Origin of the sequence: Steroidobacter sp., assembly GCF_036406195.1 — a bacterium.
Taxonomy (GTDB): Bacteria; Pseudomonadota; Gammaproteobacteria; order Steroidobacterales; family Steroidobacteraceae; genus Steroidobacter.
The window spans coordinates 59445-82880 of sequence record NZ_DASWVW010000055.1; the positions used below are offsets into that span (position 1 = coordinate 59445).

The 23436-nt window shown below is 64.1% G+C and carries 21 protein-coding genes; 10 read left to right on the forward strand and 11 right to left on the reverse strand.

The window, feature by feature from the left end; translation table 11 throughout:
* Nucleotides 1-13: 13 nt before the first annotated feature.
* Entirely contained in the window at nt 14-805 is a 792-nt protein-coding gene (locus tag VGE08_RS20955) for an SDR family NAD(P)-dependent oxidoreductase (RefSeq protein WP_331069868.1), read from the reverse strand.
* An 11-nt stretch (nt 806-816) separates the two neighbouring features.
* The gene (locus tag VGE08_RS20960; protein WP_331069869.1) at nt 817-1581 is read right to left on the reverse strand and encodes an enoyl-CoA hydratase/isomerase family protein; all 765 of its coding nucleotides are present in this window, start codon (nt 1579-1581) and stop codon (nt 817-819) included.
* Between the two features lie 143 nt (nt 1582-1724).
* Between VGE08_RS20960 and VGE08_RS20965 the strand changes: the two genes are divergently transcribed.
* The 5 genes from VGE08_RS20965 to VGE08_RS20985 are packed head-to-tail and all read left to right on the forward strand — an operon-like array spanning nt 1725 to nt 6531.
* Nucleotides 1725-2117: a Zn-ribbon domain-containing OB-fold protein gene (locus VGE08_RS20965; protein ID WP_331069870.1), complete on the forward strand. Its 393-nt coding sequence runs from the start codon at nt 1725-1727 to the stop codon at nt 2115-2117.
* Entirely contained in the window at nt 2117-3268 is a 1152-nt protein-coding gene (locus VGE08_RS20970) for a thiolase family protein (RefSeq protein ID WP_331069871.1), read from the forward strand. The genes VGE08_RS20965 and VGE08_RS20970 overlap by 1 nt, the downstream gene beginning before the upstream one ends.
* 49 nt (nt 3269-3317) lie before the next feature.
* The gene (locus VGE08_RS20975; protein ID WP_331069872.1) at nt 3318-4103 is read left to right on the forward strand and encodes a hypothetical protein; all 786 of its coding nucleotides are present in this window, start codon (nt 3318-3320) and stop codon (nt 4101-4103) included.
* The gene (locus tag VGE08_RS20980) at nt 4100-5335 is read left to right on the forward strand and encodes an acyl-CoA dehydrogenase family protein (RefSeq protein ID WP_331069873.1); all 1236 of its coding nucleotides are present in this window, start codon (nt 4100-4102) and stop codon (nt 5333-5335) included. The genes VGE08_RS20975 and VGE08_RS20980 overlap by 4 nt, the downstream gene beginning before the upstream one ends.
* Nucleotides 5336-5349: 14 nt before the next feature.
* Nucleotides 5350-6531, forward strand: coding sequence for a hypothetical protein (locus VGE08_RS20985; protein WP_331069874.1), 1182 nt, complete (start codon nt 5350-5352; stop codon nt 6529-6531).
* 48 nt (nt 6532-6579) lie between these two features.
* On the opposite strand, the gene VGE08_RS20990 is transcribed toward VGE08_RS20985, so the two are convergent.
* Nucleotides 6580-7296 carry a TetR/AcrR family transcriptional regulator gene (locus VGE08_RS20990; RefSeq protein ID WP_331069875.1) on the reverse strand — a complete coding sequence of 239 codons (717 nt, stop codon included), beginning with the start codon at nt 7294-7296 and terminating at the stop codon, nt 6580-6582.
* A 281-nt stretch (nt 7297-7577) separates the two neighbouring features.
* Between VGE08_RS20990 and VGE08_RS20995 the strand changes: the two genes are divergently transcribed.
* The 5 genes from VGE08_RS20995 to bktB are packed head-to-tail and all read left to right on the forward strand — an operon-like array spanning nt 7578 to nt 14242.
* A complete protein-coding gene (locus tag VGE08_RS20995) occupies nt 7578-9122 on the forward strand; it encodes an AMP-binding protein (RefSeq protein WP_331069876.1) in 1545 nt (514 codons plus the stop codon).
* Between the two features lie 26 nt (nt 9123-9148).
* The gene (locus VGE08_RS21000; protein WP_331069877.1) at nt 9149-10468 is read left to right on the forward strand and encodes a 3-hydroxyacyl-CoA dehydrogenase; all 1320 of its coding nucleotides are present in this window, start codon (nt 9149-9151) and stop codon (nt 10466-10468) included.
* Nucleotides 10465-11247: an SDR family oxidoreductase gene (locus tag VGE08_RS21005; RefSeq protein ID WP_331069878.1), complete on the forward strand. Its 783-nt coding sequence runs from the start codon at nt 10465-10467 to the stop codon at nt 11245-11247. Before VGE08_RS21000 ends, VGE08_RS21005 begins: the two co-directional genes overlap by 4 nt.
* Nucleotides 11248-11256: 9 nt before the next feature.
* Nucleotides 11257-13020, forward strand: coding sequence for an acyl-CoA dehydrogenase (locus tag VGE08_RS21010; RefSeq protein ID WP_331069879.1), 1764 nt, complete (start codon nt 11257-11259; stop codon nt 13018-13020).
* A gap of 37 nt (nt 13021-13057) precedes the next feature.
* A complete protein-coding gene (gene bktB, locus VGE08_RS21015) occupies nt 13058-14242 on the forward strand; it encodes a beta-ketothiolase BktB (protein WP_331069880.1) in 1185 nt (394 codons plus the stop codon).
* 55 nt (nt 14243-14297) lie between these two features.
* Here bktB and cofH read toward each other — a convergent pair whose 3' ends face one another.
* The 8 genes from cofH to VGE08_RS21055 all read right to left on the reverse strand — a co-directional run bounded on the left by cofH (nt 14298) and on the right by VGE08_RS21055 (nt 23358).
* The gene (gene cofH / locus VGE08_RS21020) at nt 14298-16685 is read right to left on the reverse strand and encodes a 5-amino-6-(D-ribitylamino)uracil--L-tyrosine 4-hydroxyphenyl transferase CofH (RefSeq protein WP_331069881.1); all 2388 of its coding nucleotides are present in this window, start codon (nt 16683-16685) and stop codon (nt 14298-14300) included.
* The gene (cofC, locus tag VGE08_RS21025; RefSeq protein WP_331069882.1) at nt 16682-17305 is read right to left on the reverse strand and encodes a 2-phospho-L-lactate guanylyltransferase; all 624 of its coding nucleotides are present in this window, start codon (nt 17303-17305) and stop codon (nt 16682-16684) included. Before cofC ends, cofH begins: the two co-directional genes overlap by 4 nt.
* Entirely contained in the window at nt 17302-18273 is a 972-nt protein-coding gene (gene cofD / locus VGE08_RS21030) for a 2-phospho-L-lactate transferase (RefSeq protein ID WP_331069883.1), read from the reverse strand. The genes cofC and cofD overlap by 4 nt, the downstream gene beginning before the upstream one ends.
* On the reverse strand, nt 18270-19037 hold the full coding sequence (gene cofE, locus VGE08_RS21035) for a coenzyme F420-0:L-glutamate ligase (protein ID WP_331069884.1): 768 nt from the start codon (nt 19035-19037) through the stop codon (nt 18270-18272). The genes cofD and cofE overlap by 4 nt, the downstream gene beginning before the upstream one ends.
* Before the next feature lie 4 nt (nt 19038-19041).
* Complete coding sequence (gene npdG / locus VGE08_RS21040) at nt 19042-19731, reverse strand: NADPH-dependent F420 reductase (protein ID WP_331069885.1); 690 nt, start codon at nt 19729-19731, stop codon at nt 19042-19044.
* A gap of 42 nt (nt 19732-19773) precedes the next feature.
* On the reverse strand, nt 19774-21450 hold the full coding sequence (locus VGE08_RS21045; protein ID WP_331069886.1) for an FAD-dependent oxidoreductase: 1677 nt from the start codon (nt 21448-21450) through the stop codon (nt 19774-19776).
* Nucleotides 21450-22346, reverse strand: a complete 897-nt coding sequence (locus tag VGE08_RS21050) for an LLM class F420-dependent oxidoreductase (protein WP_331069887.1) — start codon at nt 22344-22346, stop codon at nt 21450-21452. Before VGE08_RS21050 ends, VGE08_RS21045 begins: the two co-directional genes overlap by 1 nt.
* 70 nt (nt 22347-22416) lie before the next feature.
* Nucleotides 22417-23358 (reverse strand): cyclase family protein, encoded by a 942-nt coding sequence (locus VGE08_RS21055; protein WP_331069888.1) that lies wholly within the window; start codon nt 23356-23358, stop codon nt 22417-22419.
* Between the last annotated feature and the right edge of the window lie 78 nt (nt 23359-23436).

The following is a 23436-nucleotide window of genomic DNA, read 5'->3' on the forward strand; positions in this document are numbered from 1 at the left end:
ACACTCGAGTTTTTTAGAGTCCGAACGACAGGCCGCCATTCACCGGATAGGTCTGGCCCGTGATCCAGCTCGATGCGTCCGATGCAAGGAACAACACCATGTTGGCGATATCGCTCGGCTCGCCGAAGCGGCGGATCGTGTAGAGTGCCAGCATGCGCTTGGCCCGCTCCGCGTCCTCGGTGACATCGGCGACCCCCGGAGTACGCGTCGTCGCGATCGACACGCTGTTCGCCGTGATCATGTGCCGGCCCGTTGATCGCGCAACGGCGCGCATGAAACCGGCGGCGCCCGCCTTCGCGGCCGAATAGATCTCGAGCCCGGGCTCGCCGATCCGGCCCGCGTCGGAGACGATCGTGATCAACCGGCCCCGCTTGCGCTCGATCATCCCTGGAAGGACTGCACTCGTGCAGTTGATGACGCCGTAGAGATTGACGTCGAGAAACGCATCCCAAGTTTCCTGCGACGCCGCCCAGAACGGCGCGCGCTCCACTTTCTCAGGTTCGGCGCCCATGTTTCCGGCGTTGTTCACCAGAATGTCGATGGGGCCGAGCTCTTTCGAAGCGCGCTGGATCATATCATGCACGGCCGGCCGGTCGGTCACGTCGGTCGAGATGGCGAGCGCGCGACAGCCGAGCTCACGCACTTCTTCAGCGACGGCCTGCGCACGTTGCGCATTGAAGTCGTTCACGACGACGCCGCCCGCGCCGTTCTGCGCGAAATGCAAGGCGATCTGACGCCCGATGCCTTGACCCGCGCCGGTGATGACACCCACGCGGCCCTGCAAGTTCAGTATTTCTGTGCTCACGTTTTTCGTTCTCAGCGATTCGCGCCTGCCTTGGGGGAAAAGATGCTTTCGTAAGTGGGGCTTGCACGCTTCGAGCGCTCTCGGAATTCTTCGCGCTCTTGCGGCGTGCCCATGTCGCGGACGACACGCCGCTCGAGCGCGAGTCCTTCGGACAGCGGCAGCTCGAGCGCCTGATTGAGCAGGCGCTTGCCCGCCGCCAATGCATAGGGTGCCTTGTCGGCGAGTTGATTCGCCATCGCCTGAGCGGCATCCATCAGCTGTTCACGTGGCGCCGTGCCGTCCACCAGCCCGATCGCCAGCGCATCGGCCGCGGATAGCTGCCTGCCGGTGAGGATCAACTCCTTCGCCTTGGCCAGTCCGACGAGGCGCGGCAGGCGCTGCGTACCACCGCCGCCTGGCAGAGCACCGAAGCACACTTCCGGCAAGCCGATACGCGCATCGTCAGCCATGACCCGGAAATCGCATGCAAGCGCGATCTCGCAGCCACCGCCCATCGCCGCGCCGTTGATGACGGCGATCACGGGCTTCGACACTTCTTCAATGTGACTGATGAAGTCGCGGCGACTGTCGCCGACGACACCTTCGGGCGAGATCAACTGCTCGATCTCGCGCAGGTCCGCTCCGCCGCAGAAGTGCCGATCGCCGGCGCCCGTCAACAGAATGCATCGCACCGACGGATCGCGATCCAGCTCGTCCAACGCGTCGTTCACGTCGATCGTCAGCTGCAGGTTGATCGTATTGGCGGCCTTCGGCCGATCGAGGAACAAAATCGCCACGGATTCGCGTTGCTCGACACGAATTGTTCTTGGTTGCTCTGACAAGCTATGAGTTCCTGTGCTTCCTTGACTGTGTACTGTGGACCTCTTATATTCTCCATGTCAACACATTTTTCCTCACGAGAACCCAGGGCGCTTCCAACATGGCCGATCTCTATGTAGAGGGCACGCTGCCCCCTTCTCTTCGCGGGCAGCGATGTCGTGTCTGCAATGCCGTAACGTTCCCGCCCAATCCATATGGGTGCGAGCAGTGTGGCGCGACAGGCGCGGATCTGGCCGAGCACGCACTTGCGGGCCGAGGCCGTTTGCGTGCGTTCGCGACGACGTTTCTCCCGCCTCGCAAGGACGTACCCGCGCCCTTTACCGTGGCTTCGATCACTCTCGACGATGGGCCCGTCGTGCGAGCGCTGTTGACTTGTCCTACGGATGAATCGCTCCGCATCGGTGGAGCTGTGCAAGCGGTGCTCGTCGAGCAACAGTCGTCCGAGAACGGCATGCAGACGCAACTGCGGTTCGAGCCCAAGGAAACACCCTGATGCGCAAAGTGCTACGCGATCTGCGGCCCGTGTACGTCATCGGCATCGGCTTGCACAAATATCAGTCGGCCAGCGAAACGCCGTATGTCCAGCTGGGCCTGACGGCCATTCGCGAGGCGTTGCAGGACGCCGGAGTTGCATTCTCGGCGGTCGAATCCGTGTACACCGGCACTGCGTTGCTGGGCATGGCGCCGAGCCGGGTGATGCTTCGCCACCTCGGCGGATCCGGCGTATCGATCGCACAGATCGAGAATGCATCGGCGTCCGGATCGACCGCCGTGCGTCAGGCATGCCTCGAGGTAGCAAGCGGCATCTGCGATGTCGCCCTCGCGGTCGGCGTCGATAAGCCTGGAAGAATTCAGCTGGCGCACGACCGCGCGGGCGTACCCGATCTCGTCAATGGCCATGTCGCGCCGTTCACGCATTTCGCGCTGCTGGCTCACGACTACATGCACCGCTACGGCGTCACGGCCGAACAGGTGGCCGCGGTCTCCGTGAAGAACTTCCGCAACGCCGAGCTCAATCCGTATGCGCAGCGCTCGAAATCCTATTCGCTCGAAGAGGTGCTTGCGGGTCCGCGAATCGCAGGCGCTCTGACGAGATTGCAATGCTGTCCTGTCGGCGAGGGCGCAGCTGCGGTGATCGTCGCGTCCGAGAACGCCATTCGTGAGTACGGGATCGCTCGTTCGCGCGCAGTCCGCATCCTTTCATCGGTGTCGCGCTCCGAACGGGTCTACGAACCGGGCCTGGACCCCGACACCGAGCTCACCCGCGAGACTTTGTCGATGGCGTGCGCGGAGGCCGGGATCGCGCCCACTCAGCTCGACGTCGTCGAGTTCCATGACGCGTTCTCCATCGAAGAGCTCCTGTACGTGGAAGCACTGGGCTTGTGCGCTGAAGGCACGGCGGCGCAGTTCCTCGCACGCGGCGCGTTCGACATCGGCGGTGAATGCGCCGTCAATCCATCAGGCGGCTTGTTGGGAATGGGCCACCCCATCGGCCCCACTGGCGTCGGACAGGTGTGCGAGATCGCTCGCCAGCTGCGCGGCGAAGCGGGCCGGCGACAGCAGCCCGACGCACGGCTCGGGCTCGCGCACATGGTCGGCATCGGATCGGTATGCGTGGCGCACGTGCTCACGCGCAACGACTGAAATCCCACTCGCCGCCACGGCGGATCCACTTTCAATCACAGGAACCCAAATGCGCATTGGCCAGATTGTCCCGAGCTCCAACACGACGATGGAGACGGAGATTCCCGCGATTCTTCGCAAGCGGGAGCGCATGCTCCCGGCGGAGACCTTCACGTTTCATTCGAGCCGCATGCGCATGAAGCAGGTGACGAAGGATGAGCTTGCGGCAATGGATCGCGACAGCTTGCGTTGCGCCGCCGAGCTCGCCGATGCAGCGGTCGATGTCGTCGGCTACGCCTGCCTCGTCGCCATCATGAGCATGGGGCGCGGCTATCATTGCACCAGCCAGGCGGCACTGCTGCAACGGATGAAAGACGAAGGCCACGCCGCTCCGGTGATCACCTCGGCCGGAGCGCTCGTGGAAGAGCTCAAGCTCGCCGGCGTCCGCTCGATCTCGTTGCTCACGCCCTACATGCCGAATCTGACGGCGCTGGTCGTCGACTACATCTCGGACCAGGGCATTCGGGTCGTCGATTCGATCTCGCTGTCGATCCAGGACAATCTCGAAGTCGGACGCCGCGATCCGATGGCGCTGCTGAGCGATGCGGAGCGGCTCAATGTTCAGGGCGCCGATCTCGTCGTCGCCTCGGCGTGCGTGCAGATGCCTTCGCTCGCGGCCATCCCGCTCCTCGAGCAACGACTCGGCATGCCCGTGACCTCCGCCGCCGTCTGCACTACTCGCTCGATGCTTCGCGCGCTGAAGCTCGAGCCGCTCGCGCCAGATGCGGGCTTCATGCTGAGCGATGCGAACAAGGGAACCGACGCATCGGCATCGTTCGGGAGGCAGGCGCAGTGAACACACCGAAGCACCCCCTGCCTCCGCGTCATCAAGACTCGCTGTATCACGACACCGCCACGCCGGAGGAAACCTGCGCCATTCGCGCGGAGGTCCGCCGATTCGCCGACGAGCACGTTGCACCTGTCGCCCACGCGATCGGTCACACTGAGGAATCCGTCGCCGCCTTTCCCCGCGAGCTCATGAGCGCGATGGCGCGCGCCGGCTTGTTCAAGATTCCTTTCGCCGCCGAAGTGGGCGGACGCGGCCTGCGGCATCCGGCGGCCGCCACGGCCGTGATGATCGAGGAGCTTGCGTATCACTCGAACTCCGTGGCCGCCATCGTCGATGTCCACTGCATTCTGGCCGGCAACGCCCTGAAGCAGGGCTCCGATTTCATCAAGCAGCACTACCTCGCGCCGGTACTGAGCGGCGAGAAGATCGGCAGCTTCGCCACGACCGAGCCGGATGCCAGCACCGACCTGAGCGTGAGCGCGATGCGCACCATCGCGACGCGCGTCAGCGACGGCTATGTCGTCAACGGCCGCAAACGTTTCATCACGAATTCTCCCGTCGCCGATTTCGTCGTGCTCCTGTGCGTCGACGGCGAGCGCATGACCGAGCTGGTCGTGGATCTCGACTGGCCCGGTGTGCGTGTCGGCGAGCCGGACAAGAAGATGGGCAATCATGGACAACTGACGGCCGATCTCTATTTCGACAACGTCAAGGTTCCCGCCCGGAACGTCGTCGGCGCGGCCGGCCAGGGGCTCAAGATCGCCCTGCAGACCCTGACCTATGGACGAATCGGCATCGCCGCCAGTGGCGTCGGCATGGCGCAGGCGCTGTTCGATCATTGCGTCGAGCGCCTCAAGAGCCGCCGCGCCTTCGGCAAGTCGATCGCCCAGTTTCAGCACTGGCAGTTCAAGCTGGCCGAGCGCGCGACGGAGCTCGAAAACGCCCGCAATCTCTATCTCAAAGCGGCGCTGCGTCTCGACGACGGCCATGCGTTCCCCGAACCGGAAGCCGCGATGGCCAAGTGGTATGGCACGAACCTCGCCGGCGAATTTGCGCGCGATGCCGTGCAGATCTTCGGCGGCTACGGCTTCATGCGCGAATTGGCCGCCGACGCTTCGCACTATCGCGTGGAAGAAATCTACCGCGACTGCAAGATCGCCGAAATCTACGAGGGCACCAACGAGATCCAGAAGCTGGTGATTGCCCGCAGCATCTTCGGCAAGGACATCACGGGCTGACCCTGGAGCTATCAATGACTCGCGACAGAATCGATTTCGAGAACACTCCGTTTCTCATCAAGTTCAGCGAAGCTGCGCGCTTCAAAGAAACCTACGGCGGCGGAGAGGGCAATGTACTGGTCGAAGGCAGACACATGCGTCGGCCAGACGCCACCAAGGATACGGTGCTCATCTTCATGCATCCGACAGCGACGATCGACACGTTGCCGATGCCGCGCGAATTCGCACGGCGCGGCGTGCCCGTCCTCGCTTGCGCCAGTCGTTATCCTCATAACGACAGCGCGCTCATCATGGAGAAGGTGTTGATCGACCTCGGACAGTACGTCCGCTATGCCCGGGAGAAGCTCGGGTACAAGCACGTCGTGCTCGCCGGCTGGAGCGGCGGCGCATCGCTGTCCGTGTATTACCAGGCGCAAGCAGAGAAACCGACGGTCACAGCGACCCCCGCGGGCGAGCCCGTCGATTTTTCCGGCCTGATGCGCGCCGATGGCATCATGCAACTTGCGGCGCATAGCTCTCGCGCGAGGATCATGACCGAATCGATGGATGCATCGATCCGCAACGAGCTCGATCCAACCGATCGTGACCCGGCGTTGGATCTGTACGCCAAGAGCGGCGGTCCGCAAGCGCCTTACAGCGCCGATTTCGTCGCGCGCTATCGTGCGGCGCAGGTTGCCCGCAATCGCAAGATCACTGCATGGGTGCGCGACACCCTGGAAGATCTGGAACGACGCAAAGGCCCGGATCTGGAGCGGTGCTTCGTCGTTCACGGCACGATGGCCGATCCGCGCTGGCTCGATCCGGCGCTGGACCCGAACGAGCGCATACCCGGTCGCTGCTATATCGGCAACCCGGCGGTGGCGAACAATGGTCCAATCGGCCTGGCTCGCTTCTGCACTTTGCGCAGCTGGCTCTCGCAATGGAGCATCGACGACTCGTATGCGAACACCGAGCGCCAGGGCGCGCAGGTCACCATTCCAGCGCTGGTCATCGGCAACGGCGCCGACGATGCGTGTCCGCCGTCTCACACCGAAATGATTCATGCGAGCCTCGGCGGCCCGAAGCAGTTCCATGTGATTCGCGGCGCGAACCACTACTATCTGGGGCAACGCGATCAGTTGTTCGAGGCGATCGACATCTGCATCGACTGGATGCAGCGGAATAAACTCCTCGACGGTCTGCCGGCCCGCCAGTGACAGCGACATGCGCCGCGGGCCACGAGCCTGCGGCGCTTCGCCCTGAAATTACGCCTTGGGCGTCATGAACAGCGACAGCACCATGTCGGCGTGCCTGTTCACGAATTCTTCATCGAACGGATCCTGTTTCGTGACCTGCTGATATTCGGCGGCGAGCGTGAACACCGAGGTGGCCGCTCCGATGAACAGATAGCGCAAGTGCACCAGATCGCCGCTCCTGAGCAATCCCGCCTTTTGCGCCTTGCCCAACAGCTCCAGCTCCAGCGAGATTCCCGGCGCCAGGGAGTTGGTGATCAGCCAGTCGAGGCGCTCGCGGTCGCCTTCGTTCGCCTGCACCATGAAGCGATGCAATTGCGGGACTTTGGCACTGAAGAGAACGAACTCGCGCAGCATCAGACGTAGCAGCACCGGCTCATCGACGCCGTCCAGCCCTTCGTGGCGCTTGCGCAGCCGCTCGGCATACATGCCGAACACGTGCTCCGCGGTGGCTTTCCAGAGATTGTCCTTGCCGCCGAAGTGATGGCCGATGAGCCGATGATTCACTTTGGCGCGCTGCGCGATCTCGCGCGTGCCGGCGCCATCGAAGCCTTTGTCGGCGAACTCGCGCAGCGCCGCTTCCACGATCGCCAGCTTGGTATCGAGCGCTCGCTGCTGCTCGCGACGTACCTGCTTCTTGCGAACCGGTTTGCCGCCTGCAAGGCGGGCCTCGGAGTCACGCGGCGCTGCCGGCTTGCGGCCAACGTTTTTCTTGGATGCGCGTGTCATGCCTGAAGAGAAATCCTCGCTGATCGGGCTCAGGGACGGGATCGCCGCCTGAACGACTCACGGGGAGCTGCGTTCCTCGCCGATCCGTAGAAGGTCATTGTACTCGCCGATGGGCCCCGATGCCCGAGTATGTGACTATTATCGTCTATAATGCCCCATTTCATGCAATATAACTATGTACTATTGGGCGCTCATGAAGTTAAATACCGAAACATCGATGTCGAGCCCGTGGGCTTGCGTCGGTGAACGCACAGAAGCAGCCGGACAGAGGGCATAGAACCATGATCGTGCCATTGACCATCAATGATTTCGTCGACCGTGCCGCCGCCGTCTATCCGGATCGCGTGGCGATCGTCGATGAGCCCAACCAGCCAGCGCCGCCGCTGCCCGATTTGACGTGGCGGCAGATCGCGGATCTGCGCCGTCAGATGGGCGTCGCGATGGACAAGATGGGCCTGCCCGCGGGCGCCAGAATCGCCGTCGTCAGCCCGAATGCCGCTCGCTTCCTGCTGCTCTACTACGGGGTCTGCTGCAACGGCCGCGTCCTCGTGCCCATCAACTTTCGACTGAAGCGCGAAGAGGTCGCTTGGATCGTGGCGCATTCGCACAGCGACGTGCTGTTGCTCGACCCCGATGTAGCCGATGAGCTGGGCGACATCGAATGCCCGAGAGTCATCACGATGGGACCCGAGTTCGATGCGGCGTGGTTCGGGCACGCAGGCGAGCCGAGCGCGCATGAGCCGGCAGAGACGGACATCGTCAGCATCGATTACACCTCGGGCACGACCTCCAAGCCGAAGGGCGTCGAACAGACACAGCGCGCACGCTGGACCGATTCCGTCGTCATGGGCTGGCATCTGGGCGTCAGCGAACGCGACGTGTACCTGAGCGTCGTGCCCATATTCCATTGCGACGGCTGGAGCATGCCGTACACGCTGGCGGCACTCGGCGTGAAGACGATCGTGCTGCGCAAGGTCGACGGCATGGAGATCCTGCGTCGTGTGCGCGACCACGGTGTGACACTGATGTGCTGCGCGCCTGCTGTCTGCGCCTCCATCCTCGATGCCGCGGCGAAGTGGGATCGTGCAAGCGAAGGCGACATCCCCGGCCGCGGCCGCACCCGCATCGTCGTTGCGGGCGCACCGCCGCCGACCAGCATCATCGAACGCGTGGAGACCGAGCTCGGCTGGGAGTTCATCCAGATCTACGGCCTCACTGAAACCGCTCCGCTGTTGACCGTGAATCGCTGCCGGCCGGAATGGGATTCGCTCTCGCCGCCGGAGCGTGCCAAGAAGCTCGGGCGCGCCGGCGTGCCGGTCGTCGGCATACGCATGAAGATCGACGAGGAAGGCGAACTGCTCGCTCGCGGCAACCATGTGCTGACGAACTACTGGAAGGAGCCGCAGGTCACCGCCGAAGCTCTTCGCGGCGGCTGGTTCCATACCGGCGACGGCGGCTATGTCGACGACGAGGGTTACTTCAACGTCACGGATCGCAAGAAGGACGTGATCATCACCGGCGCGGAGAACGTCAGCTCGATCGAAGTCGAGGATCGGTTGCTCAGTCATCCGCAGGTCAAGGAGGCGGCGGTGATCGGCGTGCCCAGCGAAAAATGGGGCGAGACCGTCAAAGCGCTGGTCGTGCTGGCCGAGGGCTCGAGTCTTACCGAGAGCGACCTGATCGCGTTCTGCCGCGACAAGCTTGCGCACTACAAGTGTCCCACCTCGGTGGAGTTTCGCGCGGCGCTGGAACGAACGGCGACGGGCAAGCTGCAGAAATTCAAGCTGCGTGAGCCGTATTGGGCCGGACGCGAACGCAAGGTCTGATCTCCATCTCTGCGGCGACATACGACATGACAGGTGAACACCTGGCTGAAGAGCGAGCCTTGGGGCACGCCGCGCTCGGGCGCGACATCGTGGCTCGCATTCCCAATCAACCGCCCGCGACCGCGGCCATCATTCGCGACGTCACTGTCGTGGGCGGCGGCCTGATGGGAATGGGCATTACACTTGCGCTTCTCAATGCGGGACTCGATGTCACGCTGGTCGAGCCGCGCGAGGATCAACTCGACAAAGCGCGCTCGGCGATCGCGGCGAGCATCGAACGCGATGCGGCGAAGGGACGCATCACGAGCGCCGTAGCTCGCGAGCGCATCGAGCGGCTACGCACGACGACTGAACTGACGCACGCGGCAAACGCGCAACTGTTCATCGAAGCCGTCTACGAAGACATGGCCGTCAAACGCGAAGTGTTCACGGCGCTCGATCGAGTGGCGCCGCATGAGTCGATCCTGGCCAGCAATACCTCGACGCTCGATCTCGACGCCATCGCCGCCGTCACGGGCAGGCCGGATCGGGTCGTCGGCCTGCATTTCTTCAGTCCCGCCAACCTCATGCGGCTGCTGGAAGTCGTGCGCGGCGCGCGGACTTCGCCCGAGACGCTCGCGACCGCCATGGCGTTTGCGAAAGCGATCGGAAAAGTCGGCGTCGTTGCCGGCGTGTGCGACGGCTTCATCGGCAATCGCATCTTCGAGGAATACCTGCGCCAGGCCTATTTCCTGATCGAGGAAGGCGCACTCCCGCAACAGGTCGATCTCGCGCTCGAGACCTGGGGCATGGCGATGGGACCGTTTCGGACGATGGACCTGGCCGGACAGGACATCGGCTGGAGCATCCGCAAGCGCCGCAAGATCGCACAGCCCGAGCGCCCCTACTCCGCGATTCCGGATCAGGTCTGCGAGCTCGGGCGCTTCGGCCAGAAGACGCGCGCCGGGTTCTATCTTTATCCGGACGGCCGAACGCCGGTCGTCGATCCGGCGATCGACGCGCTGGTCGTGGCCGAATCGACCCGGCTCGGTCTGACGCGCGCATCGCTCTCGGACGACGAGATCGTGAACCGGTGCATCTTCGCGATGATCAATGAAGGCGCACGCGTCGTCGGCGAAGGGATTGCTTATCGTCCCGTCGACGTCGATGTCGTCTATCTCAACGGCTATGGATTTCCGGCGGCGCGTGGCGGTCCGATGTTCCACGCCGATGAGTTCGGCCTGCCCGCCGTCCTCGCAGCCATCGAGCGCTACGCGGCTGGCCGTCATGGCTGGGCCTGGGAGCCGGCACCGCTGCTGCGCGAGTTGGTTGCGCGCGGTGGATCCTTCGCGGAACTCAATCGATGACATCATCGCTCGCTCGCCTGTTCGAACTTTCGGGGCGCGTAGCCATCGTCACCGGCGGATCGCGCGGGCTCGGCGCACAGATTGCGACGGCGCTAGGCGAATATGGCGCGACGATCGCACTCGTCGCACGCAAGCGCGAGGAACTCGAGCTCGCTGTCGCCGATCTCGCCGCACGAGGCATCGCAGCGGCCGCCTTTCCCACCGATCTCGGCGACGAACATGCGGCACCCGCACTTGTCGAGCGCGCGCTCGAACGTTTCGGACGCGTCGACATCCTGGTCAACAACGCCGGTGCGACGTGGGGCGCGCGTGCCGAAGACTATCCTCTGGAGAGCTGGAACAAGGTCATCGATCTCAACGTCACCGGGTTGTTCCTGTTGACCCAGGCGGTCGCACGGCGTGCGTTCTTGCCCCAGAGCAAGGGTGTCGTGCTCAACGTCGCATCGATCGAAGGCTTGCTGGGTCATCATCCCGATCGCCTGGGAACGATCGCCTACAACACCTCGAAGGGCGCGGTCGTAAATATGACCCGCGCGCTCGCCGCGGAATGGGGCCCACATAACATCCGTGTCAACGCACTCGCCCCTGGTTTCTTCCCGTCGAAGATGACCGCCGGCACCGTCGTCGAGTATGGCGAGAAAATCGTCGCGCATACGCCGCTCGGCAAGCTCGGCGGCGATACGGATCTAATGGGACCTGCGTTGCTGCTCGCCTCCGATGCCGGCGGCCACATCACCGGCCAGGTCATCGTGATCGACGGCGGCGCGACGATCATATGAGATGAAACCATGACGGCTCCATTGCTAGTTCGCCGGGATCTCGACTTCCTGCTCCACGACTGGCTGCGAATCGAAACGCTCGCCGCTGATCCGCCCTTCCGCGACTTCTCGCGCGACACCGTCGACGGCTTGCTCGAATTGTCCGAGCGGCTCGCGACAGAACGCTTTCTGAATCACTACAGACGCGCCGATGCCGAAGAGCCGTTCCTGGACGCGAATGGCGTGCACATCTGCCCTGACATCGCCGCAGCGCTGCGCCAATACGCCGAGCTCGGCCTGTTCGCCGCCGGCTTTCCAGAATCGCTGGGCGGACTCGATCTGCCATATGTCGCCGGCGCCGCTTCGTTCGCGTATTTCGCCGCTGCGAATATCGCGACAGCCGCGTATCCCATGCTGACGGTCGCGAATGCGCGCCTGATCGCAACGTTCGGGAGCAAAGCGCAGATCGAGCGCTTCGCCTTGCCGCAGATCGCGGGCCGCTGGTTCGGCACGATGTGCTTGTCGGAGCCGCAGGCAGGATCCAGTCTCGCCGATGTGCGGACACGCGCCGAACCGGACGGCGAAGATGCCTTGGGCGCGCGCTATCGGCTCACCGGCAACAAGATGTGGATCTCCGGCGGCGATCACGATGCGAGCGAGAACATCGTGCATCTCGTGCTGGCCAAGGTGCCGGACGCCGACGGCGGACTGCCGGGCGGCACGGAAGGACTATCCTTGTTCATCGTGCCCAAGGTGCTGGAGGACGGCACGCGCAACGACATCGCCGTCGCCGGCTTGAACCACAAGATGGGCTATCGCGGCACCACCAATTGTCTGCTCAATTTCGGCGAAAGAAGCGGCGCATTGGGCTGGATCGTCGGTGAGCCCGGCGAGGGCCTGCGCCAGATGTTCCAGATGATGAACGAGGCGCGCATCGGTGTTGGAATCGGCGCGGCGGCGCTCGCTTACCGCGGCTATCGATTGTCGGTCGCTTATGCGCGCGAGCGCTTGCAGGGACGGCCGCTCGGCGTCAGAGGCGGCGCACCCGTCGCGATCATCGAGCATCCGGACGTGCGGCGAATGCTGCTGGCGCAGAAGTGCTACGCAGAAGGCGCCCTGGCGCTGTGCCTCTTCTGCGCGCAGTTGGTCGATCGGCGAGATGCGGACAGCGCCGCGCTGCTTGGTCTGCTGACGCCGGTGGCGAAGACCTGGCCCTCCGAATACGGGCTCGCCGCGAACGACATCGCGATCCAGATCCATGGTGGCTATGGCTATGCGCGCGATTTCGATGTCGAGCAACTCTGGCGCGACAACCGTCTCAACGCGATTCATGAAGGCACGACGGGAATTCAGGCCATCGATCTGCTGGGACGGAAGATTCTGCGCGATCGCGGCACCGGCATGGCGGTGTTGGCTGCGGCGATCGAGCGCACCGCCCTGCGTGCTTCGAGCATTCCGCAACTCGCCGCGCACGGCGCGACACTCGCGCGCAGCTGGACCGAGATCATCTCGACGGTCGCGATACTGCGGAATGAGCGGGAGCATACCCTCGACAACGCGACGCCCTTCCTGCGCGCCTTCGGCCATGTCGTCGTCGGCTGGCTGTGGCTCGAACAGGCGATCGTCGCTGATTCCGTCGAAGCACCACGAGGCGACGATGCGGCGTTCCTTCGAGGCAAGTTGCGCGCCTGCCGGTTTTTCTTCGAGTGTGAAATGCCACATATCACGGCGTGGCTCGCCCTGGTTGCGTCGTGCAGCGACGTCGCGACTAACGCGCCCCCGGAAATCTTTTGAACAACCGGCGCGATGCGCCGTATCGAGGGCGACCAGCATGACGGAGACGGTGTACATCATTTCGGCCGTACGCACGGCGATTGGCGGCTTTGGAGGAACGCTGCGCGACAAGAGACCCGGCGAATTGGCCGCGACAGTGACGCGCGCTGCGATCGAACGGGCACGCGTCGACGCGGCGCAGGTCGGCCACGTCGTCTTCGGACAAGTGATTCCGACCAAGCCTGGGGATGCGTATCTCGGCCGTGTCGCTGCGATCGGTGCGGGCGTGCCGCAGGAAACGCCGGCGATGACGGTCAACCGCCTGTGCGGATCGGGGCTTCAGGCGATCGTGTCGTGCGCACAGTCGTTGCTGCTCGGTGATTGCGACGTCGCGGTCGGCGGCGGCGCCGAGGTGATGAGTCGCGCGCCATTTCTGTCGCCCGCTACACGCTGGGGACACAAAATGGGCAATGCGGTGCTGGTCGACGCGCTCAGCGGTGCCTTGACCGATCCGTTCGGCGGCATACTGATGGGCGTCACCGCCGAAAACGTCGCGAAGCGCTACGGCATATCGCGCGACCGGCAGGACGCCCTGGCGCTGCAAAGTCAGCAGCGCGCGGCGCGGGCGAGCGCCGAAGGACGCTTCGCCGGCCAGATCGTTGCGGTCGAAGTAAAGTCGCGAGGGCGCAGCAAGTCATTCGATACCGACGAACACATTCGCCCACAGACGACTGCGGAGGATCTGAGCGCGCTCCGCCCGATGTTCAGCGACGACGGCGGCACCGTCACTGCAGGCAATGCCTCGGGAATCAACGACGGCGCATCGGCGGTCGTGCTAGCCACGGAGAAAGCAGTGAGTCGGTACCAGCTCACGCCGATCGCTCGCATCGTTGCGTATGGTCATGCGGGAGTCGATCCGGCGTACATGGGCATCGGTCCGGTGCCGGCCACGCGGATCGCGCTGGAACGCGCCGGACTCGGCGTCGGCGACTTGGATGTCATCGAAGCGAACGAGGCATTTGCCGCTCAGGCCTGCGCCGTCGCCGACCAGCTCGGTTTCGATCCCGACAAGGTCAATCCAAACGGCAGCGGCATCGCGCTCGGCCATCCCGTGGGCGCGACGGGAGCCATCATCACCTCGAAGCTCGTACATGAACTGCAGCGTAGCGGTGGACGCTATGGGCTCGCGACGATGTGCATCGGCGGAGGCCAGGGCATCGCGATGATCGTGGAGCGCGTGTAAGACGGGTCAAGTCGCTTCGCGGTACGCGCATCTCGAAGCGGCTCGATATCGGCGCTCAGCTCGTCAGCACCACCCCGTCTGGTTCAAGAATCCGGGGCACCACGCCCAAGTCTGCATACAGCGTCGTGCGCCGTCGCGGCCTTCTGCCGTGCTGGAGAATCCGTGCTTCGAGCGACGCCGCATCCTGCTCCTGTCCGTTCACGCCACCAGCGGCGCGCGTAATGGATTCGTTCATCAGCGTGCCCCCCAGATCGTTCGCCCCGGCGTCCAGGCAGAGCATCGCGCCGGCCACGCCCATCTTGACCCACGACGTCTGAATATTGGGCACGAGGGGATGCAGCACCAGCCGGGCGATCGCGTGCATCAGCACGCTTTCGCGGAAGGTCGGCCCCGAGCGCGCCATGCCCCGGCGTGCGAGCGGCGCCTCCATGTGCACGAACGGTAATGGCACGAACTCGGTGAACCCGCCCGTCTCCTCCTGAAGCTCCCGGATGCGCAGCAGGTGGCGCGCCCAGTGACGCGGACTATCGACGTGGCCAAACATGATTGTCGCCGTGCTTTTCAGGCCCACCTTGTGCGCAGTACGCATCACATCGAGCCATTGCGTCGTCGTGAGCTTGTCTGGGCAAATCAGCCGGCGCACGTCGTCATCGAGAATTTCCGCGGCGGTGCCCGGGAGCGTGGATAAGCCGGCAGCCTTCAACCGGAGGAGATAGTCTTCAAGCGCAACCCCAAGCGTCTGCGCGCCGTGCGTAATCTCGAGCGGCGAGAACGCGTGCACGTGCATCTCGGGAACGACATCCTTCACCGCGGCGACGATGTCGACATAGGTCTCGCCGGTGAAGCGAGGATGGATGCCGCCCTGCAGGCACACCTCGGAAGCGCCTTTGTTCCAAGCCTCGACGACGCGCTGGCGAATTTCATCCAGAGACAGATCGTAGGCCGGTCCACGCAGCGCGCGCGCCGAGCGGCCTTTGGCGAACGCGCAGAAGCCGCAGGAATAGGTGCAGATGTTCGTGTAATTGATATTTCTGTTGACGACGTAACTGACTGCGTCGCCTATCACCTGCGCACGCAAATCGTTCGCCGCGCATACCACCGCGGTGAACTGTGGCCCGGCCGCCGAAAACAATTCGACTATCTCGCTTTCCGCGAGAGCAACGCCTCGCTGCGCCTTGTCGAGCACTGGTCCAAGTGAACCCGCCGCCGGCGCTGCATGCACATCACTATTCATCAGCGTCACGCAGCTGGAGGGTGGTTCACTGCCCTCCCCTGCGCACCAGCCATCATCGCGTGCGTGACCCGTGGCATCACAAAGACGCCGTACCGAAGCTTGCAGCGGCGGCGCGACCCAACGTTCGAGTGATGACGCAAAGCGCGGGACGAGCGCGAGACGTTCCGTCAACACCCGCCCGGACAGTGCGGTCTGCTGCTCGAGCCGGACCAGCTCGGGCCACGGCGCTTCGGGATTGACATGATCCGGCGTCACTGGCGAGACGCCGCCCCAGTCATTGATGCCCGCCGCCAGCAGCGAACCGAGCGCATCGGGGCTGAGGTTGGGCGGCGCCTGAATCGACATCGACTCGCCCAGAACCAGGCGCGCCACGGCGATGGTCCACAGATAGTCCTGCAGCTCCGGCTCTGCGTGCCTGGCCATGCGCGTTCCGGCTTTGGCGCGGAAGTTCTGAATGATGACTTCCTGAATATGTCCGTACTGCTCGGCCAGCGATCTGATCGCGAGCAGAGACTCGATACGCTCCAGCCGCGTCTCGCCGATGCCGATCAACAGCCCCGTAGTGATCGGAATCGAGAGCTCGCCGGCGGCACGCAGAGTTTCGATGCGACGGGCGGGAATCTTGTCGGGCGAGCGCGCATGCGGCATGCCTTTGCCGCACAGACGCTCTGACGCAGATTCCAGCATCACGCCCATCGACACCGAAACACCACGCAGTCGCGCCAGCTCCGCCGCGCTCATGACGCCAGGATTCAGATGCGGCAGCAGCCCCGTTTGTTCGAACACCGCGCGAGCCGCTGCTTCCAGGTAATCCAGGGTGCTGGCAAATCCCAGCTCATCGAGCTCGGCGCGGGCGCCGCGGTAACGCAGTTCGGGCTTGTCGCCGAGCGTGAACAGCGCTTCCTTGCAACCGGCGGCGGCCCCCTTGCGCGCAATCTCAACGACTTCGTCGATCGACAGATAGGCGCGTGCGCCCTTGCGCGGCGGCTGAGCGAAGGTGCAGTAGTGGCAGACGTCGCGGCACAACTGCGTCAACGGAATGAACACTTTCCGGGAATACGTCATCCGCAGACCGAACCCGTTGCGGGCGATCTGTTCGGCGCCGTGCAAGAGCGCAGCGACGTCGCCTTCGTCGGCGAGCGCCAATGCGTCGGGGTCCGACACTCTGCGCCCGGAGACCGCGTGCCGCAGAACTGTGGCGAGAGTCATTCGGTGAGTCTCTTGAAACCGGGTTGCAGAAAGGAATAACGCGATCCTCCCTGCTGAATGAGATACGGCAGATCCTCAGGTTCATCGATGTCGCGCGCAAGGCCGGAGCGCTGCACGATGCGTGCAGAGACGCCCATCTGCCGGGCGATCGCCAGATGTGCGGCGAGGCTATGCTCGCCAAAGCATGGCTGGAACAGCGCAGGCGGCGACATCAGAATCGCGTTGGTCCCCAGTCCCTTCGAATCAGCGGCGAATACTGCAGCACCGGTCCGCCCCGCCGCGATCAGGCAACGGATGTCTTCAGCCGTGACGAACGGCAGGTCTGCGGCGATAACGAGCATGGAACTTGCGCCCCACGACTGAAGGATGCGACCCGCGTGCGCCGCCGCTGCGTTCAGATCACTCCCCGGATCTTCGATTCGCGCGCAGTTCATGGGGACCAGAGTCTCGTCATTCGTCACCACACTCACGCTTGCGATCTCGTGCATGCTTGCAAGCACGGAGATCACGCGCGCCGACATGGTGCGAATGAGCTCAACCCGCTCCGCCGACGACAATGCACCGCCCAGACGGCGCTTCCCGTTCGACAGCTGCTTGAGCGGCGTAACGGCGTGAATCAAGACGAGACCTTGGTGCGCGCGGCGCCGGAAATCGAATGCGAGAATTTGAGCACTTCGTTCGCCAGAGTCTCCTTATCGCGCAGGCTCATCATCAGCGTAGGCGCGACATGAACCGGCACGTCGAAGCGATTCGATAGTTCGACGTCGGCGACATCGATCACGAATCCATCGATCAGATCGCGGTAGTGCTGCGCGACCGTCGTCGAAGAGACCTCCAGCCCCAGCTCGCGCATCAGTTTTGCCGTCGGCCCCTTCACTGCGCCTCCCGCGATGATCGGCGATACCGCAACGACCGGAACGGGCGCGCTGCGCAGCGCGTCGCGCCAGTCGGCAATCGCGAGGATTGGATCGATGCTCAGAAACGGATTGGAGGGGCAGATGACGACGGCCGAAAAATCACCCGACGCAAGCGCCTCGAGTATGCCAGCGGGCGCTCGTGCCCTTTGCGCACCCTCGAAGCGAATCGCGGTGACGCTTGGCGCACACCCTCGCCGCACGAAATAGTCCTGAAACGCCAGCACGCCTGCATCCGTCTCGAGAACGGTGCGCACCTGGTCATTGCTCATGGGCAGCAGCCGCGATTCGACGCCGAGGCGCCACCCGAAATCCCGCACGATCGCATCGAGCGGCTCGCCATCGCGCAGGCGCCGCGTTCGCTCGACATGCAATGCAAGATCGCGATCGCCGAGACGAAACCACGTTTCGCCTCCGAGCCGCTCGATCTCCGCCATGAAATTCCAGCTTTCCTGGTCCCGACCCCAGCCTGTCTGCGGATTGACCAGGCTGGCCAGCGTGTAAAGCGTCGTATCGACGTCCGGAGAGATCGCCAGCCCCAGGTGTTCGAAATCATCGCCCGTGTTGGCAACGACCGTCAGCGCACCCGGCGGCAGGACACGCTGCAATCCGAGGGACAGCTTGGCCCCACCGACGCCGCCGGAGAGTGCGAGCACCCGACTCACGGCGCTCACCGAAACAGATCCTCGCGCTTCGCACGGATCAATCGCTGCCCATTGCTGTGCGGCGCCGTCCAGTGCAGGCCGCGCACGAGCACGACCGGCGTCCCCTCGGCGCCTTCGCCCATGGCGAGCGCAGCGCCAGCGGCGATAGCGTCCGCATAGGCGACCTCCGTCATCTCGAGCGTTCTTCCGTGGCGATCCGTCTCGCCGCGCCGGTCGATCACTGCGGGCAGACCGGAAACACCGAGCGCGACATTCACGACGCCGTAGCGCCACGGCCGACCGAAGCTGTCGCTGATGATGACGCCGACAGGACCGCCGAACCTGGCGCTGATCTGCTCACGCAGAGACGAAGCCGAGGCATCGGGATCCCGCGGCAGCAACAGGGCAAGCTCACAACCGTCCACCGCTTCGATGTTGGAGCGATCGATTCCGGCGTTGGCGGCCACGAATCCGAGTCGGTGGCGCACGATGAGGACGTTCGGCGCCGCACGCACTACTTCTTCGGTCTCTGTCAGCACCGTTTCAATGAAACGCGCATCCTTGCCCGTGATGCGCGCCAGCTCCTCCGCCCTCGCCGAGGGGGTGACGCTGCGCAGATCGACAAATCGCCCCTCTGCCTTGGACACCACCTTCTGTGCAATCACGAGCGCGTCCCCCGGCTGAGGAACGAACCCGATCCTCTCCAGTCCCCTGGCGATCTCGGCGGCGAGGTCTGCACGGGGACGAATCTCGCCGATTCCCTCGATCGCGACATAGGAAATCGTGGCGCTCATGCCGCTAACCGCCGACGGCCTGCAGATTCCCGGTGATCCTTACACCTGCGCCATCCACGCCATACGTCTTGTTGATGAAAATCAGCACCGATGTGAGCGCTTCCGCGGCGGCGGAGTTCGCAAGCGCGCCGCCGTGCAATCCTCGCAGCCTGCAAGCATGGACCAGATCGATGACTGTGCTCCGCGCGCTCTTGTCGTCGCCGAACACGAGTATGTCGCAGTCGATCTCTTCGTCTGTGGCGAGCTTGTGAGCGGCGACGTTGTGAAACGCCGCCACGACTTTCACGGACTCTCCAAGCAACGCCTGTGTTTCGAGCGCAGCTGATCCCGCTGCCGGCAACTGTACGCGCATCACTTTGGGCGGCTGCAAGGGAACCGTTGTATCCACCACGATCTTTCCCGCGACGGTATCGCGGATCTCCTCCAGCAACTGCCTTCGCGAGGCGTACGGGACCGCGAGAATCACGATATCGCCGCGCGCCGCTGCTGCCGCGTTCGAATCTCCATCGACGACACAGTTGTTCTCTTGCGCCATGCGCGCGGCAACGTCACGTGCTTTGTCGGCATCTCGCGAACCGATCACCACTCGATGGCCCGCAATCGCGAGGCGCCTTGCGATCGCCGCGCCCAGCTTGCCGGCGCCGCCTGCGATAGCAATGACGCGCGAAGCTGTCGTATCGGATTCTTTACACATGGATTTCCAGTAGTCCCCCAACGAGTCGTCCGCGGCGGACACTCAGCCCGCTGCGTCCAAACCCGCTGTGAGCTGCCGCGCCGTGCAGGACGCCGCATGCCTGCCGGCAATGTACCCGAATGTCATCGCCGGACCGAGCGTGGCTCCGCCACCTGGGTAGTAGGCCCCGAAGACCGCGGCCGACACGTTGCCCGCCGCATACAGTCCGCCAATCACGCCACCCTGTGGATCGAGCACGCGGGCGTGCCGGTCGATTCGCGGGCCGCCATGGGTGCCGAGCGTGGCGTTATATACGCGCACGGCATAGAACGGCGGATCCTCGACGGGCGCCAGGCTGGTTTCGGGAGTGGGGCCGCCAAGCAGGAAGTTCTCCGCATAACAGGTGCCTCGCGCGAACTCGGAATCCTTGCCGAGTCTGGCGTCAGCGTTGAACCGCTCAACGGTTTGCGACAGCGCGGCCACCGGCAGGCCAATCCGCTCCGCCAGCTCCTCGAGCGTGGCGGCGCTCGGCATCCAGTCCGGTGCCGCCTCTGCGGGCAGCGCGGACATGATCGCTGTCTGCTCCTTGATCTTGCGGTCGAATATCATCCAGTTCGGCCCGGCATTCGGATAGTCGCGCGTCACCGGATCGAATGCGTGCATCGAGCGTCCCACGTCGTGGTATGCCGCGCCTTCGTTGGTGAAACGTTTGCCGTGGCGGTTGACGAACAGCGAACCCGCCATGTTCCGCCCCATGCCCAGGTGATAAACCGGCGCTCCTTCGTAGCGCAGGGACTCGTCGCACATCGCCGGGTACCACCACGCCGAGTTCATATTGCCCAGCGCGGCGCCAGCTTTCATCGCCATGAGCAGCCCATCGCCTTCGTTGCCCCCGGCTCCCATTGGCAGGGGTGGCACGGGCAGGAAGGTTTGCGCGAGCTCGCCGTTGCACTCGAATCCGCCGGTCGCCAGTATCACGGCCTGACGGGCCGCGATGTAGCGGTCGCCCGCATCGTCCGCGACTCGCACACCAACTACCGCGCCGCTGTCGTCGATCACGAGCTCACGCGCCGACGCACCTGTGCGAAGCGCGACCGAACGATCGAGGAGCCCCTTCACCAGCGAAGCTACCAGCGCCGCGCCGACGGCTCTTACGCCTGCCTTCTGGCGCGCCTCGAGCAACGCCATGGGAAATTCTCCGCCCAGGATCTTGGCAATGCCGCCTTCATCCAGCGTCAGCGGAGGCATGTACGGACTGACCCGGCACCGGTCGGCCCATTCGCCCAGTTCGGCGGGTGCATCGAACGGCGCCACCTCGATGGAACGTCCCTGGCGCTTCCCGCCGGGAAGATCGGCGTAATAGTCCGCATAGCACCGCGTCGCCACCATGCGCAGAGGTGTCCGGTCCTCGAGGTAGCGAATCATCTCCGCCGCGGTGTCGACATACGTCTCGAGCAATGCCGGGTCAGGTACTCTGCCCTGCGTGAGTTGCTGCAAGTAGTCGAGCGCTTCCTCGCGCGAATCGGTCATGCCGAGATCTGGCATGTGATCGTTGTTCGGTATCCACAGCACGCCGCCGGATAAACCGGATGTGCCTCCCAGCAGCGCTGTCTTCTCCAGCACCAGGACCGACGCACCGCCATCCGCAGCCAGGGTGGCCGCAGTCAGGCCAGCCGCACCGCTTCCCAGGACGACGACATCGAAAGCTTCGTCGAATCGGACCGCTTGGCGAATGGCCATCAGTCGGTTCCTAGCTCGAGCATGTCCGCAATCTTGCGGAATGCCTCGAGGTGCTCATCGGCGCCGCGCAGGCCTCGGTTCATCGTGCTGATGCAGATGGATGCAGCGCCCGCCTTACGCCAGATTTCGGCGTCCGCAACGATGTCCTCCGGGTTGCGCTCCGGACCACCGATCGACGTGCCCATGTGAACGACGTTTTCCACCGGTACGTCATCGGCGCGACGGCCGGCGGCCACCACCATGTCGCGGAACGCCGCGAGCTTCTCATCCGCGCCTTCGGTCGTGAGATACGGTAGCCATCCGTCACCCAACTTCGCCGCCCGTCGCATGGCAGGCGGTGCGACGCCGCCGACCCAGACCGGGATGGGCTGTTGCGTCGGCAACGGGCAGATGCCGGCGTCCGAAATCGAGTGCTGGTCGGAGTGCTCGGTGACGTGCGGTTCGGTCCACAGTTTGCGCAGCAGCCGGATCTGGCTGTCGAGGCGCTCGCCGCGACGTGCCCAATCCTCGCCCAGCGCTTCATACTCGACCGGGTTCCAACCGGTGCCGACGCCAATCCGCAGACGGCCGCCGCAGAACATATCAAGATTGGCCGCCTGCTTGGCGATCAGGACCGTCTGCCGTTGAGGTGCAACGAGAATCGCCGAAAGGAAGCCCAGTCGAGTGGTGAATCCTGACAAAAAGCTGAAGAACGTCAGCGGCTCGTAGAACCGGCTCGTCGAGTCGTAAGGTCCCTCCCATCCCGGCCGGCTCTCGCGGTTCACGCCCACGACGTGATCCGCGGTGGCGAGATGGTCGTATCCCATATCCTCGATCGCGTGTACGAAAGCCCGGATCGCGCCGGCGTCAGCCTCGATCTCGGTGTGAGGAAAAAATACGCCGACGCGAAACCCCATGAGCCCACTCCTCAATTATCTATTGCGCTGGCCGACGACGGCCTGCGACGCCCGCTCTCAACGTCGGCCGCTAGCGAATCGCCACCGGGTTGATGATCGTCTGAGCCGAACCGACGAAGCGAGGCTGACCCAGCACGAACAGGAACTCGTACACGCCGTCCGCCGCCAGTGCGCGGGTATCCATGGTTTCGAGAATGTAGGTCCCGTTCTTCGCAAGCAGTTCTGGGTGCACGGGGAAGAATACGCCCGGCTCTTCCGAGGGAACGGCTTCCAGCGCCCAGTTGTCCGCGCCGACCGCCACGACACCGAGGGAAGCCAGGTAGCGTGCGCCCTCCAGTCCGAGTCCCGGCTCACCTTTCATGAAGCCTTGCGGGTCGGAATCCGCGACATTCAACCAGCCGGTGTGCAGGAGCACGACATCACCGCGCTCGATGCGGACACCCTGCGCCTTCGAAGCGGCTTCGATCTGCGCGCGATTGATCGCGGTACCAGGCTCCAGCACCTGCTTGCCCAGGTGCTTGGCCATATCGAGCAGGACGCCGCGGGTGACGATGGGCGGCAGCGTGTGGACCGAGAATCGGGTCAGTCCGTTCGGTTTGATGAATTCACCGGCCGGCACGCCGTTGTAATAGCGGTGGTCGATGCCGGCGTGCCCCAAGCCGTCGATCTGGCTGCCGATACCCATCCAGGTGATCAGCAGGTCGTCGTTGCTCACCACATGATTGCTGCCGACGGGTTTGCCGGTGCCGTCGTCGAGTTGCAGCACGGTGATCGAATATTCGCGCGGCGGATAGGTGGGTGTGTCCGGCCCGGTCGGCACGCCCAAGGCGTAGGTCTTGCCGGTCTTTACCAGTCGCGCTGCCTGGAGCACCTTTGCAGCGGACAGATTGTTGATGGCACCGAGCGAATCCTCCGCACCGTAGCGTGACGGGTACCAGTCGTTCTGCTCCGCCCTGACGCTGTCGCCGAGAACGGCGGTGAAGAGCGCCAAGCCGATCAGCCATTGCCTCATGATCCCACCTCACTGACCTTTATTGTCCGAAGCGCCGGAGCTCGCCTGCGAACAGACGTGCAACCGGCGCATTGAATC